The organism is Bradyrhizobium zhanjiangense, assembly GCF_004114935.1.
Lineage (GTDB): Bacteria > Pseudomonadota > Alphaproteobacteria > Rhizobiales > Xanthobacteraceae > Bradyrhizobium > Bradyrhizobium zhanjiangense.
In genome coordinates, this window is the sequence record NZ_CP022221.1 from 6,007,939 (window position 1) to 6,022,683 (window position 14,745).

Annotated in this window: 15 protein-coding genes; 7 read left to right on the forward strand and 8 right to left on the reverse strand. The window is 64.5% G+C overall.

Features of this window, described 5'->3' with window-relative positions:
• Positions 1–13: 13 nt before the first annotated feature.
• A complete protein-coding gene (gene dapA / locus XH85_RS28935; protein WP_164939965.1) occupies positions 14–922 on the reverse strand; it encodes a 4-hydroxy-tetrahydrodipicolinate synthase in 909 nt (302 codons plus the stop codon).
• A 184-nt stretch (positions 923–1,106) separates the two neighbouring features.
• Here dapA and XH85_RS28940 point away from each other — a divergent pair, with 184 nt between their 5' ends.
• From XH85_RS28940 to XH85_RS28970, 7 genes are all read left to right on the forward strand, one after another.
• The gene (locus XH85_RS28940; RefSeq protein ID WP_128934539.1) at positions 1,107–2,192 is read left to right on the forward strand and encodes a LacI family DNA-binding transcriptional regulator; all 1,086 of its coding nucleotides are present in this window, start codon (positions 1,107–1,109) and stop codon (positions 2,190–2,192) included.
• 3 nt (positions 2,193–2,195) lie between these two features.
• Positions 2,196–2,564, forward strand: coding sequence for a tautomerase family protein (locus tag XH85_RS28945; RefSeq protein ID WP_128934540.1), 369 nt, complete (start codon positions 2,196–2,198; stop codon positions 2,562–2,564).
• 12 nt (positions 2,565–2,576) lie between these two features.
• Entirely contained in the window at positions 2,577–3,719 is a 1,143-nt protein-coding gene (locus tag XH85_RS28950; RefSeq protein ID WP_128934541.1) for an acyl-CoA dehydrogenase family protein, read from the forward strand.
• 4 nt (positions 3,720–3,723) lie between these two features.
• Complete coding sequence (locus XH85_RS28955; RefSeq protein WP_128934542.1) at positions 3,724–5,307, forward strand: acyl CoA:acetate/3-ketoacid CoA transferase; 1,584 nt, start codon at positions 3,724–3,726, stop codon at positions 5,305–5,307.
• Between the two features lie 9 nt (positions 5,308–5,316).
• Complete coding sequence (locus XH85_RS28960; RefSeq protein ID WP_128934543.1) at positions 5,317–5,799, forward strand: MaoC family dehydratase; 483 nt, start codon at positions 5,317–5,319, stop codon at positions 5,797–5,799.
• 70 nt (positions 5,800–5,869) lie between these two features.
• Positions 5,870–6,706, forward strand: coding sequence for an ABC transporter substrate-binding protein (locus XH85_RS28965; protein ID WP_128934544.1), 837 nt, complete (start codon positions 5,870–5,872; stop codon positions 6,704–6,706).
• A gap of 220 nt (positions 6,707–6,926) precedes the next feature.
• Positions 6,927–7,472, forward strand: a complete 546-nt coding sequence (locus XH85_RS28970; protein ID WP_128934545.1) for a hypothetical protein — start codon at positions 6,927–6,929, stop codon at positions 7,470–7,472.
• Positions 7,473–7,790: 318 nt separating this feature from the next.
• On the opposite strand, the gene XH85_RS28980 is transcribed toward XH85_RS28970, so the two are convergent.
• From XH85_RS28980 to XH85_RS29010, 7 genes are read right to left on the reverse strand one after another with little or no spacing between them, the layout of a single operon-like run.
• Positions 7,791–8,552: an SDR family NAD(P)-dependent oxidoreductase gene (locus XH85_RS28980; protein WP_128934546.1), complete on the reverse strand. Its 762-nt coding sequence runs from the start codon at positions 8,550–8,552 to the stop codon at positions 7,791–7,793.
• Between the two features lie 21 nt (positions 8,553–8,573).
• A complete protein-coding gene (locus tag XH85_RS28985; RefSeq protein WP_128934547.1) occupies positions 8,574–10,313 on the reverse strand; it encodes a nitrilase-related carbon-nitrogen hydrolase in 1,740 nt (579 codons plus the stop codon).
• A gap of 12 nt (positions 10,314–10,325) precedes the next feature.
• Positions 10,326–11,315, reverse strand: coding sequence for an acetamidase/formamidase family protein (locus tag XH85_RS28990; RefSeq protein ID WP_128934548.1), 990 nt, complete (start codon positions 11,313–11,315; stop codon positions 10,326–10,328).
• A gap of 31 nt (positions 11,316–11,346) precedes the next feature.
• Entirely contained in the window at positions 11,347–12,075 is a 729-nt protein-coding gene (locus XH85_RS28995) for an ABC transporter ATP-binding protein (RefSeq protein ID WP_035729925.1), read from the reverse strand.
• A complete protein-coding gene (locus XH85_RS29000; protein ID WP_128934549.1) occupies positions 12,068–12,784 on the reverse strand; it encodes an ABC transporter ATP-binding protein in 717 nt (238 codons plus the stop codon). The genes XH85_RS28995 and XH85_RS29000 overlap by 8 nt, the downstream gene beginning before the upstream one ends.
• The gene (locus XH85_RS29005; RefSeq protein WP_420837918.1) at positions 12,784–13,830 is read right to left on the reverse strand and encodes a branched-chain amino acid ABC transporter permease; all 1,047 of its coding nucleotides are present in this window, start codon (positions 13,828–13,830) and stop codon (positions 12,784–12,786) included. The genes XH85_RS29000 and XH85_RS29005 overlap by 1 nt, the downstream gene beginning before the upstream one ends.
• 33 nt (positions 13,831–13,863) lie before the next feature.
• Positions 13,864–14,736 carry an ABC transporter permease subunit gene (locus XH85_RS29010; protein WP_128934551.1) on the reverse strand — a complete coding sequence of 291 codons (873 nt, stop codon included), beginning with the start codon at positions 14,734–14,736 and terminating at the stop codon, positions 13,864–13,866.
• Positions 14,737–14,745 lie beyond the last annotated feature (9 nt).

Sequence of the window (14,745 nt, forward strand, 5' to 3'; positions counted from 1 at the left end):
TTCATACCTCAGTTCAAGCAGCCGCAATTGGCGCGCCGCCCCACACGAGATCGAATGTCTTGACCAGGGCACGTGCGGCCGCGTCCTGCGCGGCCGGCAGCGGCAGCCGCGGCGGGCGCGGATTGCCGGCTGCAAAGCCCATATGGCCGAGCAGCGCCTTGCTGCCGGCGACGTAGGCCTGGCCGCCGACGAATTCGATCACCTGCAGGTATTTGAGATAGAGTTCGCGCGCTTCCTTGATCGCGCCGTGGTCGGCGACGAGGCTGAAGATGCGGGCCATTTCCGCAGGGACCACGTTGGAGGCCACGGCCACCCAGCCCTGCGCGCCCTCGACAAAGGATTCGAAGCCAAGGATGCCGCCGAACACGGTCATCTTGTCACCGCAGAGGCGGATGATGTCGCGCACGCGCGTCACCTCCAGCGTCGACTCCTTGATATAGAGACAGTTGTCGATCTCGGCGATGCGCGCCACTAGCTGCGGCTTGAGGTCGACGTTGGCGGTTGCCGGATTGTTGTAGACCATGATCGGCAGCGCGATGGCGCCGGCAACCGTCTTGTAATGATGGACGAGCTCGTCGTCGGTCGGCGTCGAATAGAACGGCGGGATGATCATCACGCCGTCGGCGCCCAGTTTTTCGGCACGGCGGCTGAGGCGCACCACTTCGCGCGTATCCTCCGCGCCGGTGCCGATCAGCACGGGGACGCGGCCCGCGGCCTGGCGAATGACGACCTCCGCAACCAGCGCCTTCTCGTCATCGTCCATGGACAGGAACTCACCGGTCGAGCCAAGCGGGATCAATCCATGAATACCCTGCGCGATCTGCCAGTCGACGAAGGCGCGCAAGGCCGCGACATCGACCTCGCCCGCTGCCGTGAACGGGGTGATCATGACGGTGTAGGTGCCGCGGAACGTCCTCATCAGGAAACTGCCGGGTGCAAGGGTGAGTTTAGGTGCTAGATGCCGCCTGCGGAATATCCGCACGCCTTATGCAATCGTTTGCATAAATGGCTCTGCATTGGGCAACACCATCCATTTTTTGAGCTTGATCCGCGTGGAATAAGCTCATAGCGTTTCTGCAATCGTTTGCAGTCTATCGGCGGGTTTGATGAGCGTCACGCTCAAAGATGTGGCACAGGCGGCCCGTGTTTCAGTCAGCACTGCTTCCCGGGCGCTGACGGGAACCGGCCTGACTAGCGAGCGCACGCAGCAGCGCCTGGTGCGCATCGCGCGCGAGCTCGGCTATCGGCCGAACCCGATCGCGCGCGGATTGAAGACCGGGCAGTCGCGGCTCGTTGCTCTTCTCGTCCACAATCTCACCAACGCCTCGTTCCAGGTGATGGCCGAAGTGGTGCAGGCGCGCCTGAAGGCGCTGGGTTATCAGATGCTTCTGTGCATCGGCGGCGACGATCCGCAGCAGGAGAGCGACACCCTCACCACGCTGGTCGATCACCGCATCGACGGGCTGATCGTGGTGCCGACAGGCAAGAACGGCGCGCAGCTCAAGGCACTCTCCAAGGACGTCCCCATCGTCTGCCTGGTGCGGCGCGATGACGCGACCGATCTCGAGACCGTGCTCGCCGACGATCCGCAAGGCGCTTATCTGGGCACGCGTCACCTGATCGAGCTCGGGCACAAGCGCATCGGGCTGATCGTCGGCCGCCAGGACACGACGTCGGGCCGCGAACGGTTGTCCGGCTATGTCCGCGCGCTGCGCGAGGCGGGTATCCCCAGGGACGACACATTGATTCATGCCGGCCACTACGTGCCCGAGACCGGCGCGACCTGCACCCGCAAACTGCTCGGCCTCCCTCGCCCGCCGAGCGCGATCTTCGTCGCCAATCACGAGGCGACGCTCGGGGTGCTGCGCGTCACCGCGGAACGGAACATCGCCATTCCCGAAGATCTCTCGCTGCTCTGCTACGAGGACATGCCCTGGTTCGAATGGCATCGCCCGGCCATCAGCATCGTCGACAACGGCGCGCGGGATCTTGCCAATCTCGCCGTCGACCGGCTGCTGCATCGCATGGACGCCAAGGGAAATGGCAATGACGGTGTCCGCGAATATCGCGTCGGTGCCCGGCTGATCAAGCGCGACTCCTGCCGCCAGATCGGCGCCCCGGCCCCTGCGAAATCCGGCAAGTCCAAATCGTCTTCATCCAAATCATCTGCGGCCAAATCCGCGAAGGTCTGATCGATGCCCTATGTCGAAGTGCTCGCCCCGCAAGCTCCATCCCAGCGCAAGGCCGCGCTGGCGCAGTCCGTGACCGACGGCCTGATGTCGGCGTTCGGCGTCACCGCTGATACGGTCACGCTCTATTTCCTGCCCATTGCGGCGGATGATTACGCCCACGCCGGCACGTTCGGCGCGCAGGCCACTGGCCAGCGCATCCTGCTCAAGGTCCACGCCTTCCGCCGCAGCGAGGCCGAGCGTCGCGCAGCCGCCATCGCGCTGACCCGCGGCGTGTGCAGTGCCTATGGCGTGCCGGGCGACGACGTCGCGGTCTATTTCCTCGACCGCGACCGCAGCGAGGTCTCCCACGATTCCAAGCTCGCCAGCGACTGACCGGAGCACGCCATGGACCGCTTCTACAGCCAAGACCAGAAGGCTCTCCGCGACACAGCCCGCCGCTTCGCCGAAGCGGAGATCCTGCCCCGCGCCGCCGCGATCGACCGCGAGGACCGCTTCGACCGCGCGCTCTACAAGGGCATGGCCGATCTCGGCCTGTTCGGCATCTGCCTGCGTGAAGGCGCCGGCGGCGCCGGGCTCGATGCAGTGGCAGCCTGCATTGCGATGGAGGAGCTGGCGCGCTGCTCCGGCGCGGTCGCCAACGCCTTCGCGATCCCCGTCGAGGCCGTGCTGTTCTTCGACCATCACGGCACCGAGGCGCACAAGGCGCTGATCCCGAAAATCCTGAGCGGCGACATCATTCCCGCCACCGCCGTCTCGGAACCCGACCACGGCTCCGACGTCGCGGGCATCCGCACAAATGCTGTGCGCGATGGCAATGGCTGGCGTCTGAATGGCACCAAGGCCTGGGTGACGCTCGGCGGCGTCGCCGACCGCATCATGGTGTTCGCGCGCACCGGCGCAGATGCGGGCCATCGCGCCATCTCCTGTCTTCTCGTGGACGGCGCCCTGCCCGGCATCGCCCGCGGCAAGAACGAGGAACTGCTCGGCATGCACGGCCTCGACGACTGCCAGATCACCTTCTCCGACGTGCGCCTGCCCACCGACAGCGTAATGGGGCCGGAGAACCAGGCCTTCAAGATGGCCATGAGCAATTTCAACTTCAGCCGGCTGATGATGGCCTCGATGGCGCTCGGCATGGCGCAGGCTGCGTTCGAGGATGCCACCAAGTACGCCCGCGACCGCAAGCAGTTCGGCCAGGCCATCATCGGCTTCCAGGCGGTGCAGTTCATGCTCGCGGATATGTCGACCGACATCGCCGCTGCGCGCCTCCTGATCCACCACGCCGCGCGCCTGCACGATGCCGGCGAGCCGATCGCCAAGGAGGCGGCGCAGGCAAAGCTGTTCACCACCGACATGGCGATGAAGCACGTCTCCAACGCGCTTCAGATCCACGGCGGCAACGGTTATTCGCGCGAATACCGCATCGAGCGGATCTTCCGCGACGTGCGCCTCGCCCAGATCTACGAGGGCACCAACCAGATCCAGCGGCTGATCATCGCCCGCCAGGTCGAGAAGGAGGCCGCGTGAGGGCATGCTGAGCATCATCACGGCGAACGAGGCCGCCGGCCTGATCCGCGACGCCGACACGCTGATCGTCGGCGGCAATGGCGGCACGGGCGCGGCCGAAGCTATTCTCGACGCGCTGGAGCAGCGCTTTCTCGGCGGCCAGGGCCCACACGATCTGACGCTGATCAACATCACCGGCGTCGGCGCCGTCACCGAGAAGGGCCTCTGCCATCTCGCCCATGAAGGGCTGATCGCGCGCGTGATCGGCGGCAATTTCGGGCTTCAGGTGCCGTTCATGCGGCTCGTCCGCGACGAGCTGATCGACGCCTACAATTTCCCGCAAGGCGTGATGAGCCAGCTCTGCCGCGCCATGGCGGCGAAACATCCCGGCGTGCTCACCCATGTCGGCCTCAACACCTACATGGACCCGCGGCAGGACGGCGGGCGCATGAACAAGCGCACCACCGCGCCGCTGGTCGACCTGCTCGAGCTGCACGGCCAGTCCTGGCTGCTCTACCGCGTCCCCGCCCCGCCCGACGTCGCCATCATCCGCGGCACTTCCGCGGACGAGGACGGCTATATCAGCATGGAGCACGAGGGCACGACGCGCGAGGATCTCTCGATCGCGCAGGCCGTGCACAATGCCGGCGGCACCGTGATCTGCCAGGTCAAGCGCATCGTGAAGCGCGGCTCGATCCATCCGCAGATGGTGAAGATCCCGGGCTTCCTGATCGACCACGTCGTGCTCGAGCCCGAGCAGATGCAGACCTACGGCACCGCCTATGACCCCGCACGCTGCGGCGAGACGCGCGTCCCGGTGGCGATGATTACGCCCGATCCGCTCACCGAGCGCCGGGTGATTGCCCGCCGCGCCGCCTTCGAGCTACGCCCGCGCGACGTCGTCAATCTCGGCGTCGGCATCTCCGCGATGATCCCCAATGTCGCGGCCGAGGAAGGCATCTCCGACCTAATCACGCTGACGGTGGAATCCGGCGTCGTCGGCGGCGTGCCCGGCCACGCCCGCGAGTTCGGCACCGCCATCAATCCGCGTGTCATTCTCGACCAGGCCTATCAGTTCGACTTCTACGACGGCGGCGGCCTCTCCTGCGCCTTCCTCTCCTTCGCGGAGGTGGACGAAGCCGGCAACGTCAACGTCACCCGCTTCGCCGAACGCCGCGACGGCTCCGGCGGCTTCATCGACATCACCCAGAACGCCAAGCGGCTGATCTTCAGCGGCACCATGACCGGCGGCAAGTTCGACATCGGCGTCGAGAACGGCCGCCTCGCGATCCGGCGGGACGGTGCCTTCCGCAAATTCGTGCCGCAAGTGGGCCAGATCAGCTTCAGCGCCTCTCTCGCTGCGCAGCGCGGCCAGCATGTCAGCTACGTCACCGAGCGCGCCGTGTTCGAGCTGGAGAACGGACACGTGACGTTGACCGAGATCGCGTCGGGCGTTCGCCTCGAGGAGGACATCCTCGCCCATATGGGTTTCAAGCCGCACATCAGCCCGCATTTGAAGGACATGGACCCGCGCATCTTCCGCTCCGGGCCGATGGGGATCGCGCAAACCTTCAATGCCCTGCCGGCGCGGCCACGCAAGGTTGCCTGAGGGATCAGCATGAACGCCAGCGGCCCGATCAATCTCCGTTACGAAGATATCGCGCTCGGCGCGGAGTTCGAGACCGCCGTGCACACCGTGACGGAAGCCGACATCGCGACCTTCGCCGACGTCACGCGCGACCATCATCCGCTCCATGTCGATGGCGCCTACGCGCGCTCCCGCGGCTTTCCCGCGGTGATCGGCCACGGGCTGTACGGCCTATCGCTGATGGAAGGGCTGAAGTCTGAGCTGAAGCTGTATGAGGAGACCTCGGTCGCCTCGCTCGGCTGGGACGAGGTGAAGTTCAAGGGTCCCATCGTCGCCGGCGATACCTTGCGTGTGCGCTTCCGCTTCGTCGAGAAGCGGCCGACCAAGAACCCCGCGCGCGGCATCGTCATCGAGACGCTCGACCTCATCAACCAGCGCGACGAGGTGGTGACCGCGGCGCGCCACATCTCGCTGATCCTGACCCGGCAAGCTGATGCTGCGGCGGCCACATGACGAGACAATGAAGAAGACGCGGACCGGAGAACGGCTCCTCTGCCACCCAAGATTTGATCGGAGTATTCAGATGCGATTTCCCAAAACCTTCTCCGCCCTCGTCCTTCTGGTCGGCCTGACGCAGGCGGCCGGCGCCCAGACCTGCACGCCGAAAGTGCCGGCGTCGAGCCTGATCGAGGCGCCGAAATGGCAGATGTCGATCAACCCGACGCTGCCGCCGCAGCAATTCGTCGACGACAAGGGTGAGTTGCAGGGCCTCAATGTCGAGCTCGCCCGCGAGATCGCCAAGCGCATCTGCGTCGAGGCGGTTTTCCTGCGCATGGACTTCCCGCCGATGATCCCGGCGCTGCGCTCCGGCCGGTTCGATGCCATCAACACCGGCCTGTTCTGGACCGAGGAGCGCTCCAAGATGCTCTACCTCGTGCCTTACGCGCAGCAGGCGATCAGCATCTACACCGATCCCTCCTCCAGCCTGAAGCTCGAAAAATTCGAGGATCTCGCCGGCCGCGTGGTGGGCGTGGAATCGGCGACCTACACCGAGCGCAAGGCGCGCGAGTTCAGCACCGCGATGGAGGCCAAGGGCCTCAAGCCGATCGAGCTGCGCACCTTCACCACCGTCACCGCGACCTCGGCGGCTCTGCGCGCCGGCCAGCTCGAGGCCGCGCTCAACATCAACGAGACCGCCAACTCGCTCGAGCAGAAGGGCTTCGCCAAGATCTGGGTCCGCGACATCGCCGGCACCGACATCACCTTCGCCTTCCGCGACAAGCAGCTCGCCCAGGCCGTCGCCGATGCGCTCACCGCGATCCGCGCCGACGGCACCTACGACAAGCTGTTCGACAAATTCGGCATGACCAAGCTGAAGGGGACGACGTTCGCGATCCGCGGCGACGGGCCGACGAATTGACAAGCTTGCGCTGCCTCATGTGCGGCAGCGCACATACGACCGACCCCATCAACAACTGCCGCTGATGGGAGAACAAGAGCATCGGCTTCTGGACCCAGGACGGAGACAACCCTCTCCCGATGCAGATGAAGCCGACCCACTGGTGCAATCTGCCGCCCGCCCCTGGCACCATTGGCGATGCAGCCAGTCGCACTCCGGCAGGATGCTCGGATCAGGATGCATGGCCCGCAGCTACGGCCGGTTCACGCACGAAGAAATTCTATCGACCATCGGCGAGACGGCCAAGGAAGCGCATCGGGTTGCTCGCGACGACGCGCTGATGGCTTATGCCCGTGTCGAGATCGCCTCGCGCCTGTCCGAACTCGGCTTTTTGCCTTGCACTTGCACCACTGAAGGCCGACTCGTCCGCTTCAGAAGGCTTGCTTCTCATTGGCTGTTGCAAGATTTTTCTTGCTCTCTCGGTGCACACGTCGTGCACACACCGCCCACTAAGTGGTTGAGTTACCGTAACTCTCGCTCCAATCCATCATGGCGGCCACGAAAAACCGATAGTCTTGCGAATTCAATTGGTTACTCTTTCATCGAACCGGAGCAGCACGGAAGGCCCTTCGCAGCCGAACAAGCACTTCACGTAGCGCGCGCATATCCTTCGCCTGAATGGGCGTCTCGTGCAACCACAACAACAACGTGTTCCGGACAAGCGAAGGCAATAGTGATCACGCATGGCATTGGGCCAAGCAGCTTGATCCAAGCTGGACACAGCTGATCCAGCACTTCAAGAGACGGTGAATAGCCGGCCCAAATTGGACGAGGGTTGCCATCCAGGGCCGCATCGGGAAGTTTGTGTTTGCCGCGATCGACGCTTCTGCATGTCCCTGACGATGCAGACCGATCAGGAGATCGCCGTAGACCGTTTCGTAGGCCAAGGCGCTGCGCGATATGATCGCGCTGATCCGCGAGAAGATGCGCAGGATGCCTATACGCTCTGCTCGATTGCGGCCGCGCTAGGGCGACGCAGATGGTCGACGGCAACAAGCGTTCACTGCGTCCTGGCAAATTCCCGCATGCCCTGATTGCGCCCTCGCTAGAACTGGACGCCGCGCGTCAATGCACCATCAACAACGAGGTTCGTCCCGGTGATGAAGCTCGCCGCGCGGCTCGCGAGAAACACCACGGCGTTAGCCATTTCCTGCGGTGTCCCCATCCGTCCCGTCGGATTAAGCGCCAGCGCGGTCTTGTAGAGCTCTGGATTGTTGTCCTTGATCATGTTCCAAACCCCACCCTCGAAATAGGTGTTGCCCGGCGAAACCGAATTGGCGCGGATGCCCTTCCCCGCGAGCTGATTGGCGAGCCCTTGCGTGTAATGGATGATCGCCGCCTTGAAGGTGCCGTAGGGGCCGGCGGCGAAATCGACCTCGCGCCCGGAGACGCTCGCTATGGTGACAATCGCGCCGGCGGCGCTCTTCTCCAGATACGGCATGGCCGCATTCACCAGCCGGACCGTGCCCATCATGTCCGTCGAAAATTCCTTCTGCCAGCTTTCGTCGTCCTGTCCGATCGCGAGCGCGCTGACATTGGCGACGACGACATCAATGCCGCCGAGCTTTGCAGCCATATCGCCGACCCAGGCCTTTAGAAGCGCCGCGTCGGCGACATCGAGCGCACCGCCAAAGGCCGCAATACCCTTCGCCTTGAGTGCGGCGACAGTACTCTCGACCTCGGCCAGATTACGGGAGCAAACGCCGATATCGGCGCCCTCGGCGGCAAATGTCTCGGCGATCGCGCGGCCGATTCCCTTGGTGCTTCCCGTGACGAGAACCTTGGCGCCCTTGAGTCCCAGATCCATGATCCGTTTCCTTTTCCTGATTCAGTAGTTGTGCGCAGCCACTTTGACCAATCCGCGATAGCTGTGCGGTATGCGCATCGACACCAGATCCTTTCGGCGCACGACATTGGTTGGATAGACGCTGTCGAGGTTGGTGGTGTCGACCAGCGCTGTGGCAAGCCCCGCGCCGTCGGCCGCGATCGTTTCCCGCCGCGGAAACGCGAAAGTGTCAGGGCCGAATACGCCGCTGAGCCCAGGATAGCCACGTTCTGGATCGACGACATTGGCGAAGGCGAAGAACAGATTATTTTCGCCGGCGCGAACGCGGAAATGATGCCAATGGTGCGGATCCGGGCCGGTTGGAATCGGCTTCGGCTGTTCGACCTCCGTGCCCGCATGCGACGAACTGAAGTGTCCCTTGATCGCGGCGGGACACGCGACGATATCGCAACCGCGAAGCGCCAGCACCCGGCCCGCCTCCGGGAACGAGGCGTCGTGACCGATCAACAGCCCGATGCGACCGATTGGCGTGTCGACAACGGTCCAGCCGTCACCGGCCGTCGCCCAGCTTCGCTCGTCGGCGGTGAGATGCGTCTTGCGATAGACTGAGATGTCCCCATCCGGCGTGACGAGGCAAGCGCTGTTGTAGACCAGATCGCCGTCGCGCTCGGCGAGGCCGTAGACAAGATAGAGGTCGAGCTCCTCTGCAAGCCTGCCAAGGCTGTCGGCCGCCGGCCCTGAAATCGCTTGCGCCCTTCGTGCGGGATCGGCAAGCCCCGTCAGGGCGAGTTCCGGGAAGACGACGAGCTCCGCGCCTTCTGCCCTAGCCTTGCGGGCGAGCACCGAGATTTTCTCGTGATTCTGGCTGATGTCGTCGCCGGGCGCAAATTGCGCGACGCTGACCCGTGACGTCTTGCCGGGCGGCCAGGGCTCGTGACCATAGAGACCGAAGAAGTCGCGCGGATTCCAGCTGAACGTACCGGTTAGCAGCTCCGGATAGAGCTCGGGCCGCCGCTGCGCGAAGACGGCTTCCCCAAGCACGCGGCGCGCGCGTGCGGCGTCGAGATCGATCTCCGACAGCACCATCCCGTCGCCCTTGTCGAGCACGGCCGTCACCCGCCCGTCCGGCGCGATCACGCAGCTGCCGCCACTGAACTGCACCGTGCGTTCAAGCCCCCATCGGTTGCTCTCGATGACGTAGCAGCCGTTCTCGAAGGCACGGCTGATCCAGTAAGGTGCCGGCGTGCGCTCCGCCAGCCAATTCGAGATGTGGCAGATGACATCCGCGCCGCCGAGCGCCATCAGCCGCGCGGTTTCAACGAAATGAATGTCCATGCAGATCAGGAGCGCGATCCGCCCGATTGGCGTCTCGAACACCTGATTGTGCAGGTCGCCCGCCGCAGCCCATTTCGGCTCCGAGATATAGGGGTGTGTCTTGCGGTGGCGGCCGACGAGTCCGTCAGGCCCGATCAGGACGGCCGTGTTGAAGTAGATGTTGTCCTCATCGACCTCGGGCATGCCGACCACGATGTAGCAGTCATGTTTGCGAGCCAGCGCCGCAAAGCGGCTCGTCGTCGGCCCCGGAATGGTCTCGACGAACGGCGCGACCTCGGCCCTGTCGAACCAGCAATATCCGGTCGTTCCCATCTCCGGCGTGACGATCAGCTTTGCACCGGCGATCGCCGCCCGCTCACAGAGCTCGAGCAGGCGAGCGACGTTGCGCGCCTTCTCGAACATGGTCGGCTCAAACTGGACCGCCGCGACCTTGTGAATGGTGGACATTCCGATCGGGCCTCAAGCGAGATAGGACTTCTTGATGCAGGCCCCCAATGTGTACTTGGGATCGACCATGTTGCCGAGCCTGATACGGCCGGCCTGGGTCAGCAGCATGTAGGCGTCGATCTCGTCGAAGCCATAGTCAGCCGCCATCCAGCGGCAGAGCTCGCGATAGGCGATGCGGGCTGCATCTTCCATCGGGCGCGCCGAGCCGATCGTCATGATGAAGTCCTTGGTCTCGAGCCGCGGCCAGGCGATGGTCCAGCCCTTGATCAGATCGACCTGCACCGTGGTCACCGTCGGATGCTCGATGGCAACGCCGCAGAGCTCGCCGTCACCCTGCGCTGCATGGCAATCGCCGAGATAGAGCAAGGCCCCCTTGGTGTTGACAGGAAGGTAGATGATCGCGCCGACGCCGACGTCGGGCAGATCCATGTTGCCGCCGTAATAATCCGGGACCAGCGAGGATATCGCCTCGATCTCCGGCGAGGTGCCGATGGTGCCGATGAACGGCTCATAGGGCAGCGTGATCTTGTCGTTCCATTTGGTTCCGGTCTTGGCGTCGATCTCGAGCTTCTTGACCCGTTCCGGCAGCGCCGGGTTGAGCAGCGCGGTCTGCCCGGTCGAGACCAGGCCGCCGAAATCAGGCATCACCACGGTCGTGCCGCAGGGCTGCGGCCCGCGCGGCACGATGCTCTCGATATAGACCGCGAGCGTGTCGCCCTTCTCGGCGCCGTTGACGTGGATCGGCCCGTTCTGCGGATTGAGGAACGGAAAATTGAGAATCTTCGACGGGCTGTCGGTCTCCTTCTTGATGGCGCCCTCGAACGCGTCGTGGGTTTCGGCAGCCACCACTGCACCGGGATCGACCGTCAGCACCGGATTCACGTAAGGGCCATAGACATAGTGGTACTTGCCCTGCTCGCGCTCCGTGATGCTGTATCGGGTTCCGCGGTCGCCCTTGGCGACGCCCTTGCGGGCCATGATGGAGTCTTTCTGCCAGGACATTTGCTTTTCTCCTTCTGTCGTTGGCTAGTCTTCAAACCGCAAGATGACGGCGCATCTCGGCCGCATCGTCGAGCGCCGCGCGATCGAGGTTCGCGACGATGCGTCCTTTGTCCATGACGTAGCAGCGCTGCGCCATGGCGCGGATCATGTCGAGATTCTGCTCGACCAGGATGATGGTCACCCCGGTCCTATGGTTGAGCTCGACCATGTTGCGCGCGATGTCCTGGACGATGTTGGGCTGGATGCCCTCCGAGGGCTCGTCAAGCAGGATGAGGTTGGGATCCGCGATCAGGACCCGTCCGATCGCGAGTTGTTGCTGTTGGCCTCCGGACATGGTGCCGGCGCGCTGGTTCCAGCGCTCGGCCAAGATCGGAAAGGCGTCAACGATCTTGCGCCGCCCCGCTTCGGGAATACCGCCGCCCTTGATCGCTGCGCCGACGGCGACGTTCTCGCCGACGGTCAGCCGCGGAAACACGTCGCGCCCCTGTGGCACATACCCCATGCCGAGGCGCGCCCGCTTGTGCGCGGGGAGAGATTCCACCGCCTCACCTCGATAGACGATCGAGCCGCTCATCGCCGGCACGAGCCCGATCAGGCTCTTCATCAATGTGGACTTGCCGACGCCGTTACGGCCGATGACGGCGACGATCTCCCCTTCCCGCACCTCGATCTCGAGGCCCTGGAGCACCGGCTTGCCGCCATAGCCGGCACGCAGACCCAGCGTGGCGAGGATCACTTCCTTGCGCGGCACGTCAAGCATGGGCCTGCCCCAGATAGATCGCCGCCACGCGTTCGTCGGCTACGATCTCGTCGATCGAACCCTGCGCGAAGACCTGGCCGAGATGCAGCACGGTGACGCGGTGCGCGACCTGCCGGACGAAGGCCATGTCGTGCTCGATGGCCAGCACCGTCATGCCGTCGGCATTGAGCCGCTGCACCATCTCGCCGGTCATGTGGGTTTCCTCGGGCGACATGCCGGCGGTCGGCTCGTCCAGCAGCAGAAGGCGCGGCTTCAGGCTGACCGCCATGCCGATCTCGAGCCATTGCTTCTGGCCATGGCTGAGGTTGCCGGCGATCTGCGCCTGCTCCGATTCCAGCCCGAGGAAGCTCAGCAGCCGGCCGATCTCGGATTCGAGCTCTGCCCCGCGATGCCGGCTCTGCAGGGCGATCTCGAGATTCTGGCGGACCGACAGGCCCTTGAAGACGCCGGGCACCTGGAACTTGACCGAGAGGCCGCGGTGAATCCGAGCAAAGGATTTCAGCGCCGTGATATTCTCTCCGGCGAAGAGAATGTCGCCGCTGCCGGGATGATGCTCGCCCAGGATCAGGCGGAACAACGTGCTCTTGCCGGCGCCGTTCGGGCCGATCAGGCAATGGATCTCGCCGGCTTGCAGCGTGAGATCGACGGAGTTGGTGACGTGCAGGCCACCGAAGTGCTTATTCAGCTTACGCAGCTCGAGCAGCGACATCAGCCGGCCCTCTGCGTGAAACGGGCCACGAGGCGGCCGAGCCAGTTCATCACGCCGAGCACGAGACCGTTCGGGGCGATCAGGACCGTGAGCACCAGCAGCACGCCCATGAAGACCAGCGCGTACTGGCTGCCGTAGATCGTGAGCGCCTGGAACGCGGCGAGCACTACCAGAGTGCCGATCACGGTCGACGTCAGGTCGCTGCGGCCGCCGACTGCGACCCATATCAGCGGCAGCGCCGCGGCCGTCATGCCCATGCTCGAGGGCGTGATGTACTGTCCCCACACCGTGTAGAGCACGCCGGACAGACCCGCGAGCGCGGCGCCGATGACGAAGGTGATGAGCTGGTACTTGCGCACGTCGTAGCCCAGCATCTCGGCTCTTTCAGGATTCTCGCGGATCGCGACGATGACGTTGCCAAACGACGAATTCATCAGGATCCGCAAGGCCAGATAGACAAAGACCAGAAGGCCCAGCACGAGGTAGTAGAGACCGACATCGGCGAACAGCACGATGGGCTCGCCCGGCCAGGGGATGGTCAGAGGCGGCATCGTGCTCATGCCGTTGAAGCCGTTGAGCCGCGCGACTCCGATGTGCCATTCCGGCCCCGCGGTCTGTGCCATGAAGCGTTCGAGCATCAAGGTGACGGCGAGCGTGACGATGCCGAGGAAAACGCCGGCGATGCGGCCGAAGAACATGAAGTAGCCGAGCAGGACCGCGAACAGCGCGGCGATTGCCACCGCCGCGACCAGCGCCACCAGCGTGAAGCCGTAGGCCGAGCCAAAATTGATGGTGAGGATGCCGTAGCCATAACCTGCGATCCCGAAGAAGGCGGTCTGGCCGAAGGAGAGCGAGCCGCCGTAGCCCCAGATCAGGCACAGGCTGAGCGCAATGAACACCCAGACGAAGAAGTAGACGGTGTTGCCGACCGTGTAGCCGTCGCTGAACAGCGGATAAGCGAGTGCGACGGCAAGCACGACGGCGAACAGGCCCCAGAAGGCCCGACCGCGACCGACGGTCTGCGGGCCTTCGAGACGGCGAAACATTGCGACGAGACCGGTCAAGGCGCCATCACTCCGTCAGGTGCGTTCGCGCAGGACGAAGCCAGAAATGCCTTTCGGCAGCACCCGGACGACGATGATGACGGCGACCAGCAGGCCGATCTGGCCGAACAGCTGTCCCTGCCAGGACGTTATCGCCGACTTCACCACAGCGAGCACGCCGCCGGCCGGCGCCGTGCCGAGGAAGACGTCGGCGCCGCCGATCACGACAGTGACGAAGGCCTCCATGATGAAGGTCGCGCCCATGGTCGGCACCAGCGTCATGGTCGGCGCATAGAGACCGCCGGCTAGGCCTGCGAGCCCTGCCCCGCAGGCGAAGGTGAGGCTGTAGATCAGGCGCGTATCGACACCGAGCGCGGCCGCCATATGCGGCACCTGGATAGTGGCGCGTGCCAGCACCCCGAAGCGGGTCAAGTTGAACAGCGCGTAGAGCGCTGCGAGCACGCCGAGCGCGGCACAGAACAGTACGATGCGATAGATCGAATAGGAGTAGTCGCCGACCTGAAAGCTGCCGAACGGCGTGCCGACGCCTGCCATGGTCGAGCCCACCATGATCAGCGTGCCCTGCGTCGCGATCAGGCTCAGCCCCCAGGTCGCCACGATGGTGTCGAGCGGCCGGTCGTAGAGATGACGGATGACCGCGAGCTCCACCACGACGCCCACCAGCGCCGACACGAGGGTGCCGGCCAGTATGCCCAGTGGCAGCGGCAGGCCGGCATGCACAGTCGCGGCGGTGACGTAGGCTCCGCACATGATGAACTCGCCATGCGCGAGATTGATCACGCCCATCATGCCGAAGATCACCGCAAGCCCGCAGGCCGAGAGCACCAGAAACGCGAAGGCGTCGCCGAATTGGTAGAGCGCCGAGAAGACGTGGGTCGCAATGTCCATGAATCAACC